The sequence below is a fragment of the Pseudomonas sp. So3.2b genome (assembly GCF_019464415.1).
In the GTDB taxonomy this organism is placed as follows: Bacteria; Pseudomonadota; Gammaproteobacteria; order Pseudomonadales; family Pseudomonadaceae; genus Aquipseudomonas; species Aquipseudomonas shahriarae.
In genome coordinates, this window is sequence record NZ_CP080494.1 from 5257851 (window position 1) to 5280328 (window position 22478).

17 protein-coding genes and 1 pseudogene are annotated in these 22478 nt (G+C 62.3%); 6 read left to right on the forward strand and 12 right to left on the reverse strand.

The genetic code is table 11. The annotated features are described in order from the left end of the window. Positions 1 to 37: 37 nt before the first annotated feature. The 3 genes and pseudogenes from K1X80_RS28650 to K1X80_RS23610 all read right to left on the reverse strand — a co-directional run. Positions 38 to 445, reverse strand: a pseudogene (locus K1X80_RS28650) (PAS domain-containing protein); the annotation flags it as partial. A gap of 97 nt (positions 446 to 542) precedes the next feature. Further along, entirely contained in the window at positions 543 to 1754 is a 1212-nt protein-coding gene (locus tag K1X80_RS23605) for a transporter substrate-binding domain-containing protein (protein WP_057958513.1), read from the reverse strand. Positions 1755 to 1889: 135 nt separating this feature from the next. After that, a complete protein-coding gene (locus K1X80_RS23610; protein ID WP_057438192.1) occupies positions 1890 to 2123 on the reverse strand; it encodes a hypothetical protein in 234 nt (77 codons plus the stop codon). A 215-nt stretch (positions 2124 to 2338) separates the two neighbouring features. On the opposite strand from K1X80_RS23610, the gene K1X80_RS23615 reads away from it, so the two are divergent. The 6 genes from K1X80_RS23615 (at position 2339) to K1X80_RS23640 (ending at position 11852) form a co-directional block, all read left to right on the forward strand. Then, the gene (locus tag K1X80_RS23615; protein WP_057958512.1) at positions 2339 to 3505 is read left to right on the forward strand and encodes an efflux RND transporter periplasmic adaptor subunit; all 1167 of its coding nucleotides are present in this window, start codon (positions 2339 to 2341) and stop codon (positions 3503 to 3505) included. After that, positions 3502 to 6597, forward strand: coding sequence for a multidrug efflux RND transporter permease subunit (locus tag K1X80_RS23620; protein ID WP_120734124.1), 3096 nt, complete (start codon positions 3502 to 3504; stop codon positions 6595 to 6597). The genes K1X80_RS23615 and K1X80_RS23620 overlap by 4 nt, the downstream gene beginning before the upstream one ends. Before the next feature lie 9 nt (positions 6598 to 6606). After that, positions 6607 to 7284: a heavy metal response regulator transcription factor gene (locus tag K1X80_RS23625; RefSeq protein ID WP_057958510.1), complete on the forward strand. Its 678-nt coding sequence runs from the start codon at positions 6607 to 6609 to the stop codon at positions 7282 to 7284. Continuing rightward, a complete protein-coding gene (locus K1X80_RS23630) occupies positions 7274 to 8638 on the forward strand; it encodes a heavy metal sensor histidine kinase (RefSeq protein WP_057958509.1) in 1365 nt (454 codons plus the stop codon). Before K1X80_RS23625 ends, K1X80_RS23630 begins: the two co-directional genes overlap by 11 nt. Positions 8639 to 8951: 313 nt before the next feature. Beyond that, positions 8952 to 10274 (forward strand): OprD family porin, encoded by a 1323-nt coding sequence (locus K1X80_RS23635; protein WP_120734125.1) that lies wholly within the window; start codon positions 8952 to 8954, stop codon positions 10272 to 10274. An 84-nt stretch (positions 10275 to 10358) separates the two neighbouring features. Next, complete coding sequence (locus K1X80_RS23640) at positions 10359 to 11852, forward strand: sensor domain-containing diguanylate cyclase (RefSeq protein ID WP_120734126.1); 1494 nt, start codon at positions 10359 to 10361, stop codon at positions 11850 to 11852. Positions 11853 to 11998: 146 nt separating this feature from the next. Here the strand turns inward: K1X80_RS23640 and lpxC are convergent, their stop codons facing one another. From lpxC to murD, 9 genes are all read right to left on the reverse strand, one after another. After that, entirely contained in the window at positions 11999 to 12910 is a 912-nt protein-coding gene (gene lpxC / locus K1X80_RS23645) for a UDP-3-O-acyl-N-acetylglucosamine deacetylase (RefSeq protein WP_029297841.1), read from the reverse strand. Between the two features lie 112 nt (positions 12911 to 13022). Then, complete coding sequence (gene ftsZ, locus K1X80_RS23650) at positions 13023 to 14213, reverse strand: cell division protein FtsZ (RefSeq protein WP_057444456.1); 1191 nt, start codon at positions 14211 to 14213, stop codon at positions 13023 to 13025. A 66-nt stretch (positions 14214 to 14279) separates the two neighbouring features. Beyond that, positions 14280 to 15539 carry a cell division protein FtsA gene (ftsA, locus tag K1X80_RS23655; RefSeq protein WP_029297837.1) on the reverse strand — a complete coding sequence of 420 codons (1260 nt, stop codon included), beginning with the start codon at positions 15537 to 15539 and terminating at the stop codon, positions 14280 to 14282. Positions 15540 to 15554: 15 nt separating this feature from the next. Continuing rightward, positions 15555 to 16421, reverse strand: coding sequence for a cell division protein FtsQ/DivIB (locus tag K1X80_RS23660; RefSeq protein WP_057438185.1), 867 nt, complete (start codon positions 16419 to 16421; stop codon positions 15555 to 15557). Positions 16422 to 16425: 4 nt separating this feature from the next. Then, the gene (locus tag K1X80_RS23665) at positions 16426 to 17409 is read right to left on the reverse strand and encodes a D-alanine--D-alanine ligase (protein ID WP_057958506.1); all 984 of its coding nucleotides are present in this window, start codon (positions 17407 to 17409) and stop codon (positions 16426 to 16428) included. Further along, complete coding sequence (murC, locus tag K1X80_RS23670) at positions 17406 to 18857, reverse strand: UDP-N-acetylmuramate--L-alanine ligase (RefSeq protein WP_057958505.1); 1452 nt, start codon at positions 18855 to 18857, stop codon at positions 17406 to 17408. The genes K1X80_RS23665 and murC overlap by 4 nt, the downstream gene beginning before the upstream one ends. Further along, entirely contained in the window at positions 18850 to 19920 is a 1071-nt protein-coding gene (gene murG, locus K1X80_RS23675) for an undecaprenyldiphospho-muramoylpentapeptide beta-N-acetylglucosaminyltransferase (RefSeq protein ID WP_057438181.1), read from the reverse strand. Before murG ends, murC begins: the two co-directional genes overlap by 8 nt. After that, entirely contained in the window at positions 19910 to 21133 is a 1224-nt protein-coding gene (ftsW, locus tag K1X80_RS23680) for a putative lipid II flippase FtsW (protein WP_057958504.1), read from the reverse strand. The genes murG and ftsW overlap by 11 nt, the downstream gene beginning before the upstream one ends. Continuing rightward, on the reverse strand, positions 21130 to 22476 hold the full coding sequence (gene murD / locus K1X80_RS23685; protein ID WP_198830303.1) for a UDP-N-acetylmuramoyl-L-alanine--D-glutamate ligase: 1347 nt from the start codon (positions 22474 to 22476) through the stop codon (positions 21130 to 21132). The genes ftsW and murD overlap by 4 nt, the downstream gene beginning before the upstream one ends. Between the last annotated feature and the right edge of the window lie 2 nt (positions 22477 to 22478).

Here is a 22478-nt window from a genome sequence, read left to right on the forward strand (position 1 = left end):
TCAAGGGCATCTCCAGCACCGGCCGCATGCGCCGAGTGCCCGTGCGCAGACGGGCATACACGCGCTCCGCCGCCATCACCCGCCGCGCATCGGGCCGGGTCCGCACGGACTGGTACTCCACCGCCACGCCGTCGCGGGTGACCGGCGAGGCATAGGCACTGACCCAGTAGTGATCGCCGTTCTTGCAGCGATTCTTCACCATGCCCATCCACGAGCGACCGCTTTTGAGGGTCTGCCACATATGGGCAAAGGCCGCCGACGGCATGTCCGGATGGCGCAGCAGATTATGTGGCGCGCCCAGCAGCTCCTCGCGGCTGTAGCCGCTGACGTCGATAAAGTCCTGGTTGGCGTAGGTAATCGAACTGCCGAGGTCGGTGGTCGAGAGAATGTTGGCATCTTGGGCAATGTCCACATTTCGCCCCGTGACCGGGAGATTGATCTTCATGGAAAGCGCGCTCGGGGGTTATTGGGGGAGTCGGCAGGGGCACCGACTCTAAGCGCACCGGTTGAGCAAATACTGATCCAGCTCATGTTCCACGCATTTAGTTGCCCGGCGCCAGCGCCTGCGGCTCGTGGTACTCCTCAATCAGGGCGACACAGTCCAGCGCCACCCGTGCGCTGCGCGGCAACCTGCGCACGGCCAGTACGCTGCGGGCGGGTAAGCGGCTACGGGCGAAGTAGCCCAGGTACACCTCATTGACCAGAGCCAGATCATCCAGGTCGGCCAGCATCAAGGTGCATTTGACCACCCGATCCAACGACGAATGATGACGCTCCAACAGGTCGTGCAGGTTCTTCATCACCTGCTTCATCTGTGCGCCCGTCCCGCCTTTCACCGGATTGCCGCGAATATCCAACCCCGAGATACTGGAGATGTACAACGTGTCGCCGACCCGCACCGCCTCGGAAAAAGGCAGCGTCAGCTCGCTGGGGTAAAAGCGCGGCCCATCGCCCGGTTGCGCCGCTGCAATGTCGAGTTCCTCCCGCAGATACCCTCGCAGAATGCGCTGGTGCTCGCCGCTCTGCTTGAGCTGCTCCAGCGCCCGGTTAAGGTCACTGCGCAATTCACGATCGGACTTGCGCACGCCGATGGCCACGGCAGTGCCCATCTGTTGGCCGGTGACCGGCGGGCCGACGAAATCGAAAGGTTGCCCCTGCTCGGTGTCGAGCAGCTCCTGGCGAATTTCGGCTGTACCTTGCAGAGTCGCGTCAATATCACCGGCCACCAGGCTGCGGATCAACTGGTCATTGAGCCAGAAGCTCTTGATGATCACCCCGGCCGGCGCCCATTGCGCCAGGGCGAACGCTTCGCGATTGCTGCCGGTCAACACCCCCACGCGCTTGCCCTTGAGGGCGCGTACCGTGGGCATCAGCCCGGAATAACGGCGCGCCACCAAGTGCGTGGTCAGGGGGTACAAATCGTCGGTGAAGTCGATCAACTGCCGGCGTTGCGGGGTAGAAGCCATGCCCATGATTGCGTCGAAACGCCGGCTTTCAAGGGCTGCGATGCTATGGGTGAAGACTTGATCGACCCAGGTGCAGCGAACATCGAGTTGCGCGCACAAGGCATTGCCCAGTTCGATGTTCAAGCCGACCAACTGCCCTTGGGCGTTGCGGCTTTCATAGGGAGGAAACAGAGGGGAAATCGCGAAGCGGATCTCGCTGCGCGGCGCCGCGGCGGCCACCGGCCCTATCAGAAAGGCGCCCGACAGTAGCGCCCCAATGGATAAAACAAAGATCTTTGCCCAAGCCATGAAGACATCCCTTTCTTGAAAATCCCACTCCTTCACCCCGTGCTGCCAACCAGGCGCGGCGAAGGGGTATCGAGCAAGCTTTCAAGAAAAGGTCATGGGCCGACAAGGCGAAAAGTCAGCAATGGCTGTAGGCAGTCAGCGCTTGCCCATCGAACGACGGGTGCCGGGCGGCGCCATGCCGGGGGTCTTGGTGTGACCGTTCTTCGCGCCGTTTTTGTACCACGGCTGATTGCTGTCTTTCGCCCCGGCCAGCTCACCCGGCTTGAAGGGGAATTTGAACGCCGGGATCACCGGCTTGGCTTCACTGTCGAGGCTGTCTGGATCAGCGAGTTCGGCGCTTTCAACAGGCGGTTGTGTCGGGGAATTCATGGAAGCTCCGGAGCGTGCAAAAAATGACGCGGGCCCGACTTGCGGGCCACACTGGCGCGCAGTATACCTGCGCGCCCTGGTTCTTTAACCACTGCCCGTACGAATGGTCGACCTTTGCTGACAGCCCTGTCAGTTACCGGTCACTTTGCTGACCGGCTTTACAGGCTATAAAGAGCCTCCACTCCTCCCTTTCCCTGTCCGGACGCCGCGAGACCATGCCCATTCCACGCAAAACCACCGTGATTGTGCTCGCCGTCGTGGCCCTGGCGGTCGTGGCCTGGGTGGCGACCCGGCCGGCCAAGACCAAGCTGTCGGCTTCCAGCGCAATCCCGGTCCGGGTGGTCAGTGTCGCGCAGCAGGATATCCCACGGTTTGTCAGCGGTATCGGCTCGGTACTGTCGCTGCATAGCGTGGTGATCCGCCCGCAGGTCGACGGCATTCTCACCCAGTTGCTGGTCAAGGAGGGGCAACGGGTCAAGGCCGGCGACCTGCTGGCGAGCATTGATGACCGGGCGATCCGCGCCAGCCTTGACCAGGCCAAGGCCCAGTTGGGCGAAAGCCAGGCGCAGTTGCAGGTGGCACAAGTCAATCTCAAGCGCTACAAAGAGCTGAGCATCGACGACGGCGTGTCGAAGCAGACTTACGACCAGCAGCAAGCCCTGGTCAACCAGCTCAAGGCCACGGCCCTGGGTAACCAGGCGGCAATTGATGCGGCCCAGGTTCAGCTTTCCTACACACAGATTCGCTCCCCCGTCAGCGGGCGGGTGGGGATTCGCAATGTGGATGAAGGCAACTTCCTACGTACCAGCGATGCCCAGGGCCTGTTCTCGGTGACGCAGATCGACCCGATCGCCGTGGAATTTTCCCTGCCGCAACAGATGCTGCCGACCCTGCAGGGCCTGATCGCCGCGCAACACCCGGCCAGTGTCGATGCGTTCCTCGGCGCCGACACCGACAGCCCGGCCGCCATCCTGCTCGGCAAAGGCCGCCTGAGCCTGATTGATAACCAGATCAGCGCCACCACCGGCACCATCCGCGCCAAGGCCGAATTCAGCAATGCCACGCAAACACTGTGGCCGGGGCAACTGGTCACGGTGAAGATCCAGACCGCCCTCGACAAGGCGGCCCTGGTGGTGCCGCCGACCGTGGTCCAGCGCGGCCTGGACTCGCACTTCGTGTACCGCGTCAATGGCGACAAGGTGGACGTGGTGCCGGTACATGTGACCTACCAGAACAGCGACCTGACAATTGTCACCGGTGTGCAGGCCGGTGATGTGCTGGTCAGCGACGGCCAGTCGCGCCTCAAGGCCGGTGCCCAGGTGGAGGTGCTCAAGGAGCCGCCGCAGGTGATCCAGACCGCCCAAGCGCAGGCCCGGCCATGAAGGGCCGTGGTTCAGTATCGGCCTGGTGCGTCGACCATCCGGTCGCCACCCTGCTGCTGACCTTTGCCCTGGTGCTGCTGGGCTTGATCGCCTTTCCGCGCCTGCCCGTCGCGCCATTGCCGGAGGCGGAGTTCCCGACGATCCAGGTCACCGCCCAACTGCCCGGCGCCAGCCCCGACACCATGGCCTCGTCGGTGGCCACGCCCCTGGAAGTGCAATTCAGTGCCATCCCCGGCATGACCCAGATGACCTCTAGCAGCGCCCTGGGCTCCAGCCTGTTGACCCTGCAATTCACCCTCGACAAGAGCATCGACACCGCCGCCCAGGAAGTGCAGGCGGCGATCAACACGGCGGCCGGAAAGTTGCCCAGCGATATGCCCAACCTGCCGACCTGGCGCAAGGTCAACCCGGCGGACAGCCCGGTGCTGATCCTCAGTATCAGCTCCAACAATATGCCCGGCACCGAACTGAGCGACTACGTGGAAACCCTGCTGGCCCGGCAGATCAGCCAGATCGACGGCGTCGGCCAGATCAGCATCACCGGCCAGCAACGCCCGGCAATCCGGGTACAGGCCTCGCCGGACAAACTCGCCGCCATCGGCCTGACCCTGGCCGATATCCGCCTGGTGCTGCAGCAGTCGAGCCTGAACCTGGCCAAGGGCGCGCTGTATGGGCGCGACAGCGTATCGACGCTGTCGACCAACGATCAGCTGTTTCATCCTGAGGAATACGGCGAGCTGATTGTTTCCTACAAGGACGGCGCGCCGGTGCAGTTACGCGACGTGGCACGGGTGATCAACGGTTCGGAAAACGCCTACGTGCAGGCCTGGTCCGGTGATACGCCGGGGGTCAACCTGGTGATTTTCCGCCAGCCGGGGGCCAATATCGTCGACACCGTGGACCGCATTCAGGCCGAGCTGCCGCGCTTGCAGGCGATGCTGCCGGCGTCGGTGGAAGTCAGCTCGCTGTCGGATCGCACCAAGACCATTCGTGCCTCGCTGCATGAAGTGGAAATCACCCTGTTGATCGCGGTGTTGCTGGTGGTGGCGGTGATGGCGCTGTTCCTGCGCCAGTGGTCGGCAACCCTGATTGTCTCCAGTGTGCTGGGGGTGTCGCTGGTGGCCACTTTTGCCCTGATGTATGTGATGGGCTTCAGTTTGAACAACCTGACCCTGGTGGCCATCGTGATTGCCGTGGGTTTTGTGGTGGACGATGCGATTGTGGTGGTGGAGAACATCCACCGTCACCTTGAGGCGGGCCTGGACAAGCGCGAAGCGGCGATCAAGGGCGCCGGCGAGATCGGTTTTACCGTGGTGTCGATCAGCTTTTCGCTGGTGGCCGCGTTTATCCCGTTGCTGTTCATGGGCGGCGTGGTCGGGCGCCTGTTCAAGGAATTTGCCCTGACCGCGACCTCGACCATCCTGATTTCGGTGGTGGTGTCCCTGACCCTGGCGCCGATGCTGGCCGGGCAGTTTATGCGCGCCCCCGCCCACCCTCCCCACGACAAACCGGGCTTTGGCGAACGCCTGCTGGCCGGTTACGCGAGGAACCTGCGCCGGGCCCTGGCCCATCCGCGCACGATGCTCGGCATCTTCACTGTGACCCTGGGCCTGGCCGTGGCCGGCTACGTGTTTATCCCCAAGGGCTTTTTCCCGGTACAAGACACCGGTTTTATTCTTGGCACCAGCGAGGCAGCGGCCGATGTGTCCTACCCGGACATGGTGGCCAAGCACCAGGCCCTGGCCGAAATCATCAAGGCCGACCCGGCGGTGGAAAACTTCTCCCACTCGGTGGGTGTGACCGGCAGTAACCAGACCATCGCCAACGGCCGCTTCTGGATTGCCCTGAAAGATCGCGGTGATCGCGATGTGTCGGCCAGCCAGTTTATCGACCGGATCCGCGCCAAACTGGCCCGGGTACCGGGGATCGTGCTGTACCTGCGCGCCGGCCAGGACATCAACCTCAGCTCCGGGCCCAGCCGCAGCCAGTACCAGTACGTGCTCAAGAGCAACGACGGCGCGACCCTGAATACCTGGACCCAGCGCCTGACCGAAAAACTGCGCACCAACCCGGCCTTCCGCGATCTGTCCAACGACCTGCAACTGGGCGGCAGCATCACCCACATCAGCATCGACCGCCAGGCCGCCGCGCGTTTCGGCCTGACCGCCACCGATGTCGACCAGGCGCTGTACGATGCGTTCGGCCAGCGCCAGGTCAATGAATTCCAGACCGAGACCAACCAGTACCAGGTGGTGCTGGAACTGGACAGCCAGCAACGGGGCAAGGCCGAGAGCCTGAACTACTTCTACCTGCGCTCGCCCCTCAGCGGCGAAATGGTGCCATTGTCGGCGCTGGCCAAGGTCGACCCGCCGACGGTCGGGCCGTTATCCATCAGCCACAACGGCATGTTCCCGGCGGCCAACCTGTCGTTCAACCTCGCGCCGGGCGTGGCCCTGGGCGACGCCGTGATCATGCTCGACCAGGCCAAGAACGAGATCGGCATGCCGAGCACCCTCATTGGCAATTTCCAGGGTGCGGCCCAGGCGTTCCAGAGTTCATTGGCCAGCCAGCCGTGGCTGATCCTCGCGGCGCTGGTGGCGGTCTATATCATCCTCGGCGTGCTGTATGAGAGCTTCGTGCATCCGCTGACCATCATCTCGACCCTGCCCTCGGCCGGCCTGGGTGCGTTGATCATGCTGTGGCTGCTGGGCCAGGATTTTTCCATCATGGCCTTGATCGGCCTGGTGCTATTGATCGGCATCGTCAAGAAAAACGGCATCCTGATGATCGACTTTGCCCTCGAAGCCCAACGGGTTCGTGGGCTGGCACCGGCGGATGCGATTTATGAAGCCTGTGTCACGCGTTTTCGACCGATCATCATGACCACCCTCGCCGCGCTGCTGGGCGCAGTCCCGCTGATGCTCGGCGCAGGCCCCGGCGCGGAGCTGCGCCAGCCCCTGGGCATCGCGGTGGTCGGCGGGTTGCTGGTGAGCCAGGCGCTGACGCTGTTCACCACGCCGGTCATATACTTGTACCTTGAGAAGCTGTTCCACAGACCCACTCCGGCCCTCGGGCTGGCGACCACACATTGAGGCGGGGTCATGCGTGTCCTGATTATTGAAGACGAAGAGAAAACCGCCGACTACCTGCATCGCGGGCTGACGGAACAAGGCTACACGGTGGACGTCGCCCGCGACGGCATCGAGGGCCTGCACCTGGCCCTGGAAAGCGACTATGCAGTAATCGTGCTCGATGTGATGCTGCCCGGCCTCGACGGGTTCGGCGTGCTGCGCGCACTGCGGGCGCGTAAACAAACCCCGGTGATCATGCTGACTGCCCGCGAGCGCGTGGAAGACCGCATTCGCGGCCTGCGCGAAGGCGCCGACGATTACCTGGGCAAGCCGTTTTCCTTTCTCGAACTGGTCGCCCGCCTGCAAGCCCTGACCCGCCGTAGCGGCGGGCATGAACCGGTGCAGGTGACCGTTGCCGACCTGTGGATCGACCTGATCAGCCGCAAGGCCAGCCGCGCCGGCCTGCGCCTGGACCTGACGGCCAAGGAGTTCTCGCTGCTCAGCGTCCTGGCGCGGCGCCAGGGCGAGATCCTGTCCAAGACGGCGATTGCGGAAATGGTCTGGGACATCAATTTCGACAGCGACGCCAATGTGGTCGAAGTGGCGATCAAGCGCCTGCGGGCCAAGCTCGACGGGCCCTTCGAGCACAAGCTGCTGCACACCATCCGTGGCATGGGCTATGTACTGGAGAACCGCAGTGTCGAGTAACTCGATTGCCCTGCGCCTGAGCGGCATGTTCACCCTGGTCGCGCTGGTGATTTTCCTGCTGATCGGCGGCGCGCTCTACCAGCAGGTGGACCGTGGCCTGGGCCTGTTGCCGGAGGCCGAACTGGATGCGCGCTACAGTGTGCTGGAGTCGTCGATCACACGTTTCGGCACGCCGGATCACTGGGTGAAAATGACCAACAAACTCAAGCTGCTGGGCGAAGAGGATGCACGCATACGCTTCTGGGTAGTGAGCAGCGACCCGGCCTATGAGTACGGCAACCCGGACGCGCACCTTCGCGAGTTCGCCGCCGGCCCCACGGGCAAGCGTGATTTATACCTGCCGGGGCATGCGTATCCGTTCAAGGTGCTGGTCAGCCAGTTCCCGGCCAAGGACCTGCGCCCGCCGCTGCGCTTTATGATCGCCATCGACACCGCCAACTTCCGCGCCACCCAGCACCATTTGCTGATGGCGTTGATCAGCCTGGCGTTTATCGGCGTGGTGCTGGCTTCGCTGCTGGGCTTCTGGGTCGCGCGCATCGGCCTCAAGCCGCTGATCAGGCTCTCGGACGAAGCGCAAAAACTGGCCCCGCCGAAACTGTCCGGGCGCTTGCAATTGTCGCCGCTGCCCCCGGAACTCAAGCAATTCGCCAATGCCTTCAACTCCACCCTGGAGCGGGTGGAAACCGCCTACTCGCGCCTGGAGTCGTTCAACGCCGACGTGGCCCACGAACTGCGCTCGCCACTGACCAACCTGATCGGCCAGACCCAGGTGGCGCTGACACGTGGCCGCTCGGCCGAGCATTACTTTGAAGTGCTGCAATCGAACCTGGAGGAGTTGGAGCGCCTGCGTTCGATCATCAATGACATGCTGTTCCTGGCCAGCGCCGACCAGGGCAGCAAAGCCACCAAGCTGGTTGAAAGCTCCCTGGCCGATGAGGTGGCGACCACCCTCGACTATCTGGACTTTATCCTTGAAGACGCCCAGGTGCAGGTCACGGTGGTCGGCGATGCCCAGGTGAGGATCGAAAAGGCCCATTTGCGCCGGGCCCTGATCAACCTGCTGAACAACGCCGTGCAGCACACCTCGCCGGGGCAAGTGATCGAGGTGCGGATTGAAACGCACGAGCAGCAGGTGCTGATTGGCGTGACCAACCCTGGAGAACGGATCGCCAGCGAGCATTTGCCACGGTTGTTCGAGCGTTTCTACCGCGTCGACGCCTCGCGCAGCAACAGCGGGGCCAATCATGGGTTGGGGTTGGCCATCGTCAAGGCGATTGCCTTGATGCATGGCGGGGAGGTGTTTGTGCGCAGTGAACACGGTGGCAACACCTTTGGTATCACCCTGCCGATCTGAATTTCAAAATCACTCCGACATAAGCCCATTCCCATAGAGGGTCTTCATCGTCTCGACTGTTGCGATTTGGGCAACAGTCATTATCTTGTTACACTCTGTACCGTACCGCTCGCCTGCGCCAATATGTCGCATCGACGAGCGAGACGGCAAAGACAGCCGACCCGCCCTGCCATTTCCCTCGACTTATTTCCAGGGCTCTACACTGGGAATCTGTCTTAAAGCCGCTGACTTCAGCGGCTTTTTTTTGCCGTAAAAAAGGCCAGGAACACCCCACAACATTGGCCGTTCAGACTGACCCAAAGGAGCTCCCCCGGTGAAAACCGCGCTGACATTCACCCCGTTATTCCTCGCGATTGCAGCAACTATCTCCCCTATCGCCCATGCCGCAGACACCCCTCCCACCGACGGATTCGTCGAAGGCTCCAGCCTCAATATCAACACCCGCAACTACTACATGAATCGTGACCGCCGCGACATTCACACCGACGACAGCAAAGAGTGGGGCCAAGGCTTCCTCGGGGTCTTCGAGTCCGGTTACACCCAGGGCACCGTGGGTTTCGGCCTGGATGTGCATGGCATGCTCGGCCTGAAACTGGACGGCGGCGGCGGTACCGACGGCTCCAGCATCCTGCCGTACGGCAGCGGCAACGGCAAAGCGCCGGGCTCGTTTTCCACCGGTGGCGGCACCTTGAAAATCCGCGCTCTGGATACCGAATTCAAAGCCGGCGATCTGTTCCTCAACAACCCGGTAATTGCCGGCGGCATGACCCGCATGCTGCCCGAGACCTTCCGTGGCGTCAGCCTGACCAACCACAGCCTCGACGGCTGGATGTTCGAAGGCGGCCAGGCCAGCTTTGCCAAGCTCTACAACCAGAGCGGCCACGGGCGCATCGGCACCAGCTATGGCGCGCTGCCCACGGGCCAGGACAGCCAGCATATGAACTGGGCAGGCGTGGCCTGGAGCGGTCTGCCAGGGCTGACCAGCAACCTGTACGCCTCCGAACTCAAGGACGTGTGGAACCAGTACTACTACGACCTGGACTACACCTACGCGGTCAATGACCTGGTCAGCCTCAACCCGGGCCTGCACTTCTACCATACCCAGGACACCGGCAATGCCTTGCTGGGGGATATCGACAACAACACCTACAGCCTGCATTTCACCGTGGGCGTGGGCAATCACAGCGTCATGGCCGCCTACCAGCGGGTCAACGGCAACACGCCGTTCGACTACATCGCCCAGGGCGACAGCGTGTACCTGGACAACTCCCAGCAATACTCGGACTTCAACGGCCCCAACGAGCGCTCGTGGAAGCTCAAGTACGCCTATGACTTCGCCGGGCTCGGCGTCCCTGGCCTGACGTCAGCGGTGTCGTACATCAGCGGCAAGACCGACCTGACCAAAGTCGACCCCAACAGCCGCGGCTACTCGGCCTGGTACAGCGCCGACGGCAAGAACGCCAAGCACTGGGAGCGGGATATCGACCTCAAGTACGTGGTGCAGGGCGGCAAGGCCAAGGACCTGGCGGTGCGCCTGCAATGGGCGACCAACCGGGGCAGCAATGGCTACTCGGCGGTGGACCGCGATGTGGATGAGTACCGGGTGATCGTCGACTACCCGATCAATGTGTTCTGACGGCCAATTATCTTTTTTGCCGATGAGCTAATTTCAGGCGCGCGGAACTAAACTGCCCTCATCGTCACCGCCGAAGTCCGTCCGATGAGTCAACGCCGCGCCCTTAACCTGCCTGCACGCCCGGAGCTTTTGCTGATTCTGGGCAGTGGCCTCACCGTCACCCTGATCCTGATCATCGTCGCCGTGCTGCTGATCCGCGAACATGCCAGCACGCTGCAGACCGCCCAACGGTCTACCAGCAATATCACCCAACTGATCAATGCCGATGTGCTGCGCAACGTCGAGCTCTATGACTTGGCACTGCACGGCCTGATTGAGGCGGCCGGCAAGGACTTGTCGGGACTGCCGGCGGATGTGCGGCATCAACTGCAATTCGACCAGTCCACCGCAGCCCCCTATAAAGGTGAAGTCCTGCTGCTGGACGCCCAGGGCGCGGTGCTTGCCGACTCGTCGACGCTGACCCCAACCCGACGTAACTTCGCCAACCGCGACTACTTCCAGGTCCATCAACAGAACCCCGAGGCCGGACTGTTTATCAGCCGCCCGTTCAAGATCCATTGTCAGTGCGAGCAGGTCTGGCGTATCGCCTTCAGCCGCCGCGTGACCGGGCCCGACGGCGAGTTTGCCGGGGTGGCCGTGGCGACCATGCGCCTGGCGTATTTCGACCAACTGTTCAGCAGCCTGACCATCGGCAACGGTAACACCATCAACCTGCTGAACAACCAGGGCATCCTGCTGGCCCAGCACCCCGTGCTCGAACAGGACATGATCGACAAGGACCTGAGTTCACTCCCCAACTTCAAGCGCATGCTGAAAGAAGGCAGCGGCAGCTTCCGGGCCATCTCTGCGATCAGCGGTACGCCACGGCTGTATACCTTTACCAATGTGGGGCGGTTGCCATTGATCGTGGTGGTGGCGTTGGCCAGCGACGATGTGTTCGCCGCCTGGCAGCGCGCCGCGTGGCTGACGGCAGGGGCCACCGGGGTGTTGTGTGTGGGCCTGCTGTGGCTGAGCTGGATGTTGCGCCTGGAGCTGCGGCGCCGCTATCGCGCCGAGAAGGTGCTGTCAGAACTGGCAGCCACGGACGGCCTGACCGGCCTGGCCAACCGCCGGACCCTCGACCAGCGCTTGGCTCTGGAATGGGAGCGCGCCCGCCGCTCGACCGAGCCCTTGTCTGTGCTGATGATCGACGTCGACCACTTCAAGGCCTTCAACGACCGCCATGGCCATCAGGGGGGGGATGAAGCCTTGCGCAGCGTGGCGCAGGTGATCGGCCGCCAAATCCGCCGCCCGGCCGATCTGGCGGCACGTTACGGCGGCGAAGAGTTTGCGGTGATCCTGCCGCATACCGATGCCAGCGGTGCCAGGACGATTGCCGAGCATATCCGCCAGGGGATCCAGCACTTGCCGCCGGTTGCCGGTGATAGCGAGCCTATTACGGTGAGTATCGGCCTGAGCACCTGGGACAAACGCAGCAGCGCGTCATTGGAGGAGTTGCTGCTCAGTGCTGACCGGGCATTGTATGAGGCGAAAAATAGCGGGCGTAACCGCGTCGTCGATGCGGCCCTGGTGAGGTAGTGATTGCGTACCTATTGTGGCGAGGGAGCTTGTCACCGCAGGTCTGTTTTGCGCCTTGATTGAACATTGGCGGAGCCACAAACCACCGCCATAAAAAAAGGCCACCCGAAGGCAGCCTTTAAAAACTAAAGAAAGAGAGTTGTTACTTACACCGCCGCAACGGGACGCATGTAAGAGATCGGTGCGGTGCTGGCATCTTCGAAGGTCACGACTTCCCAAGCATCTTTCTGCTCAATCAACTTGCGCAGGAGCTGGTTGTTAAGTGCATGGCCCGACTTGAAGCCTTTGAACTCGCCTATCAGGCTATTGCCCAGCAGGTAGAGGTCACCAATTGCATCGAGGATCTTGTGCTTCACGAATTCGTCTTCATAGCGAAGGCCGTCTTCGTTCAGTACACCATCCGCGTCGACCACGATGGCGTTTTCAACGCTGCCGCCGAGTGCGAGGTTGTGCTTGCGCAGGTACTCGATGTCACTCATGAAACCAAAGGTACGGGCGCGGCTGACTTCTTTTACGAACGAAGTGCTGGAAAAATCCACGCTTGCACTTTGGGTGCGGTCACGGAATACCGGGTGATCGAAATCGATCTCAAAGCTCACTTTAAAGCCTTCGAACGGGACGAAGGTGGCGCGCTTGTCGCCGTCTTCTACTGTCACTTCCCGCAGAATGCGAATGAACTTCTTGGCTGCGTCCTGTTCTTCCAGGCCGGCAGATTGAATCAGGAATACGAAAGGTCCAGCGCTACCATCCATGATCGGGACTTCAGACGCGGAGAGCTCGACGTAGGCGTTATCGATGCCCAGGCCAGCCATGGCCGAGAGCAAGTGCTCCACCGTGTCCACTTTGACGTCACCGTTGACCAATGTGGTCGACATGGTGGTTTCGCCAACGTTTTCCGCGCGAGCAGGAATCTGCACCACAGGGTCCAGGTCGGCACGAACAAACACGATGCCGGTGTCGACAGGTGCGGGCTTGAGAGTCAGGTATACCTTCTCCCCGGAGTGCAGACCTACACCTGTGGCACGGATAATATTCTTCAGGGTGCGTTGTTTAATCATGGCTTGGACCGCTTCAGCGCAAATTGCGAACTGGTATCAACAAAGGCTGGCGATAATAGCAGACCAGACCTTTGCTGAACACCAATCACCTTCATAGCCCTGATACATTCCATTAATCGGCCTGACGACGCAGGAAAGCCGGGATGTCCAGATAGTCCAGATCATCTTGCGGATTCGGGCTACGGGACGCCGCAGCACCGGCCTGGGCCTGGTTGCGCATCACGGTCGGACGATCCAGATCACGGTAGTTCACCGACGGCAGTTCCTGACGAGCAGGTGCTGGAGCGGCGGCCGAGGCCTGGCTGGTGTGCACGGTATTGTCGATAACCTTCACCGGTTTCTCGATTTTAGCGCCCAGACCCGTGGCAACCACGGTCACATGCAGCTCGTCGCGCATGTCTGGATCGATAACGGTACCGACCTTGACCATCGCGTGCTCGGAAGCGAAGGCTTCGATGATGCTACCCACGTCGGAGTACTCACCCAGGGACAGGTCAGGACCGGCGGTGATGTTCACCAGGATGCCGCGTGCACCTTGCAGGTTCACGTCTTCGAGCAACGGGTTGCGGATGGCCGCTTCGGTCGCTTCACGTGCACGGTTAGGACCGCTGGCGCAGCCAGTGCCCATCATTGCCATGCCCATTTCGCTCATGACCGTGCGTACGTCGGCAAAGTCGACGTTGATCATGCCCGGACGCTTGATGATGTCGGAGATACCGCGAACGGCACCGGCCAGTACGTCATCGGCCTTGGCGAAAGCCGACAGCAGGCTGGCGTCTTTACCGAGGATGGTCAGCAGTTTCTCGTTGGGGATGGTGATCAACGAGTCAACGCTTTCAGACAGCAGACGGATACCTTCGTCGGCGATCTGCATACGCTTGCGGCCTTCGAACGGGAACGGACGGGTCACGACAGCGACCGTCAGGATCCCCATTTCCTTGGCTACTTCAGCAATGATTGGCGCCGCACCGGTACCGGTACCGCCGCCCATGCCGGTGGTGATGAACACCATGTTGGTGCCTTGCAGCACTTCGGCAATACGCTCGCGGTCTTCCAGGGCGGCTTGACGGCCGACTTCCGGATTGGCGCCAGCGCCCAGGCCCTTGGTCACGGCTGTGCCCAATTGCAGGATGGTCCGCGCGCCGATGCTCTTCAGCGCCTGGGCATCAGTGTTGGCGCAGATGAATTCAACGCCTTCAATGTTGCTCTTGACCATATGATTGACAGCGTTGCCGCCGCCACCGCCGACACCGATTACTTTAATAACCGGGCTTGCGGGGATGTTGTCTACGAGTTCGAACATTTTCCCTCTCCTTTCATTTCTCTAGTTTTTTCGCCTACTACTTTGAAACGGTGTTGCGGTAAATCTTTAGAAATTGCCTTTCACCCAAGCCTGCAGGCGCTCCAGCAACGGCGCTTTGGGCTCGTCACTGCTATAGCTTTCGCGGCTGCCAATGCCCGACAGGGAAATGCCGTCGGTCTGCTTTTGCAGGCCGTACAACAGCAAGCCCACACCGGTGGAATAAATCGGGTTGCGCACCACGTCGCCCAGGCCCTTGACGCCATGGGGCACGCCCAGGCGGACCGGCATGTGGAAGATTTCCTCGGCCAGTTCGACCGCGCCTTCCATCTTCGAGGTGCCACCGGTCAGCACGATGCCGGCCGGGATCAAATCTTCGTAGCCGCTGCGACGCAGTTCAGCCTGGATCAGGGTGAACAGTTCGTCGTAGCGCGGCTCGACCACTTCGGCCAGGGCCTGGCGCGACAGTTCACGCGGTGGACGGTCGCCCACGCTCGGCACCTTGATGGTCTCGCCGGCACCGGCCAGCTTGGCCAGGGCGCAGGCGTAGCGGATCTTGATTTCTTCGGCGTACTGGGTCGGTGTCCGCAGGGCCATGGCGATGTCGTTGGTCACCTGGTCGCCGGCAATCGGGATCACCGCGGTGTGACGGATCGCACCTTCGGTAAAGATCGCGATATCGGTGGTGCCGCCGCCGATGTCCACCAGGCACACGCCCAGCTCTTTTTCGTCGTCGGTCAGGACCGAGTAGGCCGAGGCCAACTGCTCAAGAATGATGTCGTCGATTTCCAGGCCGCAACGACGCACGCATTTTTCAATGTTCTGTGCGGCATTCACGGCGCAGGTCACCACGTGGACCTTGGCTTCCAGGCGGACGCCCGACATGCCCAGGGGCTCACGTACGCCTTCCTGGTTATCAATCACGTAGTCCTGCGGCAGGGTGTGCAGCACACGCTGGTCAGCCGGGATCGCCACGGCCTGGGCAGCGTCGAGGACGCGCTCAAGGTCGGCCGAGCTGACTTCACGGTCGCGGATCGCCACGATGCCGTGGGAGTTCAGGCTGCGGATGTGATTGCCCGCCACGCCGACGAATGCCGAGTGAATTCGGCAGCCCGCCATCAGTTGCGCTTCTTCGATAGCGCGCTGGATCGACTGCACGGTGGATTCGATGTTGACCACCACGCCCTTCTTCAGGCCCCGGGACGGATGCGTGCCGATTCCGACGATTTCCAGCGTGCCGTCGTCCGCGACCTCGCCTACCAGCGCCACCACCTTGGAGGTGCCGATATCGAGACCGACGATCATTTTGCCGCTTTGCACGTTTGCCATGGGTCCTGCCTCTTCTTAATTCTTCGCGACAGCGGGTTGCGCTGCCGTGGGCGCAGCCGGTTCGCGCCAGCTAACGGCCAGGCCGTTGGCGTAACGCAGGTCGATGCTCGCAATGTTCGTAATCTGTTCTTTCAGGGTTTTGTCGTAGATGGCGATAAAGCGGCGCATCTTCTCCACCAAGTGGTCGCGTCCCAGCAACAACTCGATGCCCGGGCCGGAACTGCCTGCCCCGGTGGTCAGGAACCAGCTGCCCCGCTCGCGCAATTCCAGGCGCGCAATGGAGAAGCCCAGTGGCCGCAGCATCTGGCTCAACGCCTGGTACTGCTGCATCACTTGTTGTTGCGCCCGTTGCGGCCCGAACAACTGCGGCAAATGCTCGTAGTTGGCCAGCTCACGCGGGTTGAACGCCTGGCCCTGGTTGTTCAACAGCGCTTCGTCACCCCAACGGGCCACGGGCAGTTGTTCTTCCAGGCGGATCGTCACTTGATCCGGCCACACGCGCCGTACTTCGGCGTGGGCAATCCACGCCATCTGCTCCAGTTCGGCACGCATGCCTGCCAGGTCGATGGTGAAGAAGCTCGCCGCGACAAAAGGCGCGATCCGCTGCTGCACCGCTTGCTGGCTGATGTAGCTCAAGTCGCCCTGCACGCTGATCTTGGTGATGGGGCGGTCGGCATACGGCAACAGGCGCTGCGCACCTTCATAGGTGCCAAAGCCCAACGCCACCAACAGCACCGGCCAGAACAGGGCCTTGAGAAAACCAAAGTTGGCTTTCGGCAGGCGCGCCGACATCGGCTCTTTAGCCACCATTCGACTGGCACCACGCGGCACCGGCTTGCGGCCGGGAGCGGGTGGCTGATGGCGAAGCGATGCGCCTTGCATGGTCTTAACCTCGTGCCTCTTCATTACCGGCCACATTACCGGCCACATAACTGGCGGCCAGGATCGCCAGCACCAACTGCTGGAAGTCCAGGCCGGCTGCGCGTGCAGCCATGGGGACCAGGCTGTGGTCGGTCATGCCCGGTGCGGTGTTGACTTCAAGGAACCAGAAGTTCCCCTGGTCATCCTGCATCACGTCTGCCCGCGCCCAACCGGCGATACCCAACGCCTCACAGGCTTTCGCTGTGAGGTCCATCAATTCCTGCTCTTTGGTTGCATCGAGGCCGCATGGGATCCGGTACTGGGTATCGGAGGCCAGGTACTTGGCGTCGTAGTCGTAAAAGGTATGGGGGGTGCCCAGCGCGATAGGCGGCAATACCTGGTCACGGAGGGTCGCGATGGTGAATTCGGGACCGGAGATCCACTGTTCCACCAACACTTGCGAATCGTAGGTACTTGCCGCTTTCCATGCGTCGATCAATTCGGCGGCCGAGTTCACTTTAGCCATGCCGATACTGGAGCCTTCATGGGCTGGTTTGACGATCAAAGGCAGGCCCAGTTCCTTGGCCGCAGAAATACAATCGTCTTCGCTGCACAAAACGCTGTGACGCGGCGTCGGAATGCCCAGGCTGTGCCACACCTGCTTGGTGCGCAACTTGTCCATGGCCAGTGCCGAGGCAAGGATGCCGCTGCCGGTGTAAGGGATCCCGGCGCACTCCAGCAGGCCCTGCATGCTGCCGTCTTCACCGCCACGGCCGTGAAGAATGATGAAGGCTCGGTCGATCTTCTCGGCCTGCAGGCGAGCGAGGAAGTCATCGCCCACGTCGATACCAAAGGCGTTCACACCGGCACTTTGCAGCGCTTGGAGCACAGCATTGCCGGACTTGAGCGACACTTCGCGCTCAGCGCTCTTGCCGCCGAACAGTACCGCCACGCGGCCGAAGTCGGCAGGCGCGATGGTGGAGAACAGGGAGCCGTAGTTGGTGGTCATTTCGACTTCCCCTGGGCAGGCGCGGCAGCAAACAGCGGGCTCGCGAGCAATTTAGGGGCAAGGCCGCCGATATCACCGGCACCCTGGCACAGCAGGATGTCGCCGGCACGCAACAGCGGCTTGACGACCGGCGCCAGGTCCACGCCGCGCTCGATATAGATCGGGTCCAGTTGCCCGCGCTGACGGATGCTGTTGCACAGCTTGCGGCTGTCGGCGCCGGGGATCGGTTCTTCACCGGCCGGGTAGACTTCCATCAACAGCAGCACGTTGGCATCGGCCAATACATTTACGAAATCGTCGTACAGGTCACGGGTGCGGCTGTAGCGGTGCGGCTGGTAGACCATCACCAGGCGACGCTCCGGCCAGCCACCACGCACGGCCTTGATCACGGCCGCGACTTCGGTCGGGTGGTGACCGTAGTCATCCACCAGCATCACGTCGCCGCCGTCTACCGGCAGGTGGCCGTAGACCTGGAAGCGCCGGCCCACACCGGCAAAGCCCGACAGGCCTTCGACGATGGCTTCATCGCTGACGCCCTCATCGGTGGCGATGCAGATGGTCGCCAGGGAATTGAGCACATTGTGGTTGCCCGGCATGTTCACCGAGACGTCCAGCGGCTCGCGATCCGGGCGCAACACGGTAAAGAAGGTCTGCATGCCTTGCTGACGTACATTGATCGCGCGCACGTCGGCGTCTTCGCTGAAGCCATAGGTCACGGTCGGACGCTTGACCAGCGGCAGGATTTCGCGCACTACCGGATCGTCCAGGCACACCACGGCCAAACCGTAGAACGGCAGGTTATGCAGGAACTCGACGAAGGTTTTCTTCAACTTGTTGAAGTCGCCGTCGTAAGTCGCCATATGGTCGGCGTCGATATTGGTGACCACGGCCACCAGCGGCTGCAGGTGCAGGAAGCTGGCATCGCTTTCATCGGCTTCGGCAATCAGGTAACGGCTGGTACCCAGTTGTGCATTGGTACCTGCTGCATTCAGCCGGCCACCGATCACGAAGGTCGGGTCCAGGCCGCCGGCGGCAAATACCGAGGCGATCAGGCTGGTGGTGGTGGTCTTGCCGTGGGTACCGGCGACGGCGATGCCGTGACGGTAACGCATCAGCTCGGCCAGCATCTCGGCGCGGGGCACCACGGGAATACGGCGTTCAAGGGCGGTGGCCACTTCCGGGTTGGAGGTGTTCACGGCACTGGAGACCACCAGTACATCGGCCTGCGCGGCGTTCTCGGCACGGTGGCCGATAAAGATCTGTGCGCCAAACGATTCCAGGCGCTCGGTGACCGGCGAGGTCTTGAGGTCGGAGCCGGAGACCTGGTAACCCAGGTTCAGCAACACCTCGGCGATCCCGCACATGCCCACGCCGCCGATACCGACGAAGTGGATGCGACGGATGCGGCGCATTTCCGGTTGCGGCATGGCTTTTTGATTCTCAACCATGGGCCACCTCCAGGCAGATATCGACCACGCTACGGGTGGCGTCGGGTTTGGCCAGGCGGCTTGCGGTGCTCGCCATGCTGTTCAGTCGTTCGGGTTGCATCAAAACCTCAGTCAGGCGTGCGGCCAGATCGGCGGCGCCAGTCGTTCTTTGCGGCAGCAGGAAGGCAGCGCCCTCCCCGGCCAAATATTCGGCGTTGCGGGTCTGGTGATCGTCGATCGCATGGGGCAAAGGCACCAGCAAGGACGGCAGACCGGCAGCAGCCAGTTCACTGACGGTCAACGCACCTGCGCGACAGACCACCAGGTCGGCCCAGCCATAGGCATGGGCCATGTCTTTGATAAAAGGCTCTACAGTCGCCTCGACACCGGCCTCGCGATAGCGGGCGGCAGTCACTTCATCGTGGTTCTTGCCTGCCTGATGGAAAATCTCGGGACGCAGTTCCACAGGCAGTTGCGCCAGCGCCTCCGGCAGCAGCTTGTTCAGCGGTTCGGCGCCCAGGCTTCCGCCGAGGATCAGCAGGTGCGCCTTGCGCCCGGTCAGGGCCTGGCGGGCAATGTCCATAAACAGCTCGGTACGCACCGGGTTACCGGTGGTGCGGCGCTTGTCCATGGCTGCAAACGTATTCGGGAATGCCTCGCAGACTCGCGCCGCCAATGGCGCCAACAGGCGGTTGGCAGTACCGGCCACAGCGTTCTGCTCGTGGACGATCACCGGCACACCGGCCAATCGCGCGGCCACACCGCCGGGACCGGTGACATAGCCACCAAAGCCCAGCACACACACCGGCTTCAACTCACGGATAACCTTGCGCGCCTGCCACACCGCCTTGAGCAACACGAACGGCGCCTTGAGCAGGGACAATTTGCTTTTGCCGCGCAGGCCGCTGACGTTGATCAGGTGCAGGGGCAAGCCGGCCGCCGGAACCAGTTCATTTTCGATGCCACGGGGCGTACCCAGCCAATGCACGGTGTAGCCGCGGGCCTGGAACTCACGGGCACAGGCCAGCGCCGGGAACACGTGGCCGCCGGTGCCGCCCGCCATGATCAGCACGTTAGCGCCCATGGGTCGGCTCCTCGGCAAAATCGCTCTCGCTGAATTCCATCTCTTCGCTGCCCAAATGGGTTCGACTCTCCCACTCGATACGCAGCAACAAGCCGAGACAGGCACAGCAGATCACCAACGAGCTGCCGCCATAACTGAGGAACGGCAGGGTCAGGCCCTTGGTCGGCAGCAGGCCGACGTTCACACCGATGTTGATCAGGAACTGGCCGATCCACAGGAAGGCCAGGCCGTAAGCCACATAGGCGGCAAAGAATTGTTTGGCTTTCTCCGCCCACAAGCCGATGTACATGGCCCGCACGCAGACGAACACGAACAGCCCGACGGTGGCCAGGGAGCCGACCACGCCCAGCTCTTCGGCGAGTACCGAGAACACGAAGTCGGTATGGGCTTCCGGCAGGTAGAACTGCTTCTGCACGCTGTTGCCCAGGCCCACGCCCAGCCACTCGCCGCGACCGAAGGCGATCAGCGCCTGGGTCAGCTGGTAGCCGGAGCCGAACTGGTCAGACCAGGGGTCGGTAAAGGTGATCAGGCGCGCCATCCGATAGGGTTGCGCCTGCACCAGGATCGTCACGGCCGCCACGGCGAGCCCGACCATCAGGGCAAAGCGGAACAAGCCCACCCCGCCGAGGAACAGCATCGCAGCAGCGGCGCCCATCATCACCACGGTGGCGCCGAAGTCCGGCTCCATCAGCAACAGACCGGCCATGGGCAGCAGCACGATGAATGGCTTGAAGAAGCCCATCCAACTTTCCCGCACTTCTTTCTGACGACGCACCAGGTAGCCCGCGAGGTAAATCACCACGAACACCTTGGCGATTTCCGAAGGCTGCACGTTGAAGGCACCGAAGCCAATCCAGCGCATCGAACCGTTCACCTCACGGCCGATGCCGGGGACGATTACCATCACCAGCAGGCCGAAGGCACCGAGCAGCATCAGCCAACCCAGGCGCTGCCAGGTGGCGATAGGAATCATCATGGTGACGATGCACGCACCGAGGCCGATCACCAGGTAAATCAGGTGGCGGATCATGTGGTACAGGGTGTTACCCGACTGTACGGCGGCCACTTCCGAGGAGGCCGAGGTGATCATCACCAGGCCCAGGCCCAGCAGCGCCAGGCAACCGGCGAGCATCGGGAAGTCGAGGTCGATCCCGCGCCCGGTAATGATCGGCGACGGGTACGGCTTGATAATGTTCTTCAGGTCCAGACTCATGCCAAGCCCTCCACGGCACGGGCGAACAATTGGCCGCGCTCTTCGTAGTTCTTGAACATGTCGAAACTGGCGCACGCCGGCGACAGCAGCACGGCATCGCCGGGCTGGGCCAGGGCGCGGCATTGGGCGATGGCGTCGTCCAGGGAGGTGGCGCGCACTTGCGGCACTGCGTCGCCCAGGGCAGCGGCGATCAAGTCGCTGTCACGGCCCATCAGCACCACGGCACGGCAATGAGCAGCCACCGGGCCCTTGAGGTCCTTGAAGTCGGCACCCTTGCCGTCGCCACCGGCGATCAGCAGGAGTTTGCCGTCGATATCGGCACCCAGGCCTTCGATGGCGGCCAGCGCGGCGCCGACATTGGTGGCCTTGGAATCGTTGTAGTAACTCACGCCATCCAGGTCGCGCACCCACTGGCAGCGGTGCTCCAGGCCGGCAAAGGTGCGCAGGCTCGACAACATCGCGTCGAACGGCAAGCCGACCGCATGCCCCAACGCCAGGGCCGCCAGGGCATTGGACTGGTTGTGGGCGCCACGGATCTTCAGTTCACGGACCGGCATCAGGTTCTGGAATTCGAAGGCCAGGTATTTCTCGCCATTCTCTTCACGGATACCAAAGCCCTTGAAATCGGGTTTGCTCAGGCCGAAGGTCCAGCATGGCAGGCCCTCGCCCATCAGCGGACGGCTCAGGGCATCCTGGCGATTGACCACCACTTGCCGCGCACCACGGAAGATCCGGTGCTTGGCCAGGTGATAAGCCGGCAGGCCGCTGTAGCGGTCCATATGGTCTTCGCTGACGTTCAACACGGTGGCCACTTCGGCGCCGAGTTGATCGGTGGTCTCCAGCTGGAAGCTCGACAGCTCCATGACATACAGCTCGATATCGTCGCTGAGCAAATCCAGCGCCGGCGTACCGAGGTTACCGCCCACGGCCACGCGCTTGCCGGCCGCAGCCGCCATTTCGCCGACCAGGGTGGTGACGGTGCTCTTGGCGTTGGAACCGCTGATCGCGACGATGGGCGCCTTGGCGTTACGCGCAAACAGCTCGATATCGCCGGACAACTTCACGCCACGCGCCGCTGCCGCTTGCAGGGCCGGGGTCGCCAGGGCCAGGCCGGGGCTCACGTAGAGCTCGTCGGCACGGCACAGAAACTCGACATCCAACTCGCCACAACGCACTTCCACGTGCGGGTAGTCACGGCGCAGCGTGACCAGCTCCGGTGGATTTTCCCGCGTATCGGCCACGGCAAACGACGTGCCCCGGTTCGCCAGGAAGCGAACCAGGGACATGCCGCTCTTGCCGAGGCCGACAACGATGCGGAAGTGGTCTGAAGCGATCAGGGACACTC

What these genes read in the sequence shown, in the direction of transcription:
- K1X80_RS23605 (WP_057958513.1), bottom strand. Translation starts at nt 1,754, where the DNA reads ATGGCTTGGGCAAAGATCTTTGTTTTATCCATTGGGGCGCTACTGTCG.
- K1X80_RS23610 (WP_057438192.1), bottom strand. Translation starts at nt 2,123, where the DNA reads ATGAATTCCCCGACACAACCGCCTGTTGAAAGCGCCGAACTCGCTGAT.
- K1X80_RS23615 (WP_057958512.1), top strand. Translation starts at nt 2,339, where the DNA reads ATGCCCATTCCACGCAAAACCACCGTGATTGTGCTCGCCGTCGTGGCC.
- K1X80_RS23620 (WP_120734124.1), top strand. Translation starts at nt 3,502, where the DNA reads ATGAAGGGCCGTGGTTCAGTATCGGCCTGGTGCGTCGACCATCCGGTC.
- K1X80_RS23625 (WP_057958510.1), top strand. Translation starts at nt 6,607, where the DNA reads ATGCGTGTCCTGATTATTGAAGACGAAGAGAAAACCGCCGACTACCTG.
- K1X80_RS23640 (WP_120734126.1), top strand. Translation starts at nt 10,359, where the DNA reads ATGAGTCAACGCCGCGCCCTTAACCTGCCTGCACGCCCGGAGCTTTTG.
- lpxC (WP_029297841.1), bottom strand. Translation starts at nt 12,910, where the DNA reads ATGATTAAACAACGCACCCTGAAGAATATTATCCGTGCCACAGGTGTA.
- ftsZ (WP_057444456.1), bottom strand. Translation starts at nt 14,213, where the DNA reads ATGTTCGAACTCGTAGACAACATCCCCGCAAGCCCGGTTATTAAAGTA.
- ftsA (WP_029297837.1), bottom strand. Translation starts at nt 15,539, where the DNA reads ATGGCAAACGTGCAAAGCGGCAAAATGATCGTCGGTCTCGATATCGGC.
- K1X80_RS23660 (WP_057438185.1), bottom strand. Translation starts at nt 16,421, where the DNA reads ATGCAAGGCGCATCGCTTCGCCATCAGCCACCCGCTCCCGGCCGCAAG.
- K1X80_RS23665 (WP_057958506.1), bottom strand. Translation starts at nt 17,409, where the DNA reads ATGACCACCAACTACGGCTCCCTGTTCTCCACCATCGCGCCTGCCGAC.
- murC (WP_057958505.1), bottom strand. Translation starts at nt 18,857, where the DNA reads ATGGTTGAGAATCAAAAAGCCATGCCGCAACCGGAAATGCGCCGCATC.
- murG (WP_057438181.1), bottom strand. Translation starts at nt 19,920, where the DNA reads ATGGGCGCTAACGTGCTGATCATGGCGGGCGGCACCGGCGGCCACGTG.
- ftsW (WP_057958504.1), bottom strand. Translation starts at nt 21,133, where the DNA reads ATGAGTCTGGACCTGAAGAACATTATCAAGCCGTACCCGTCGCCGATC.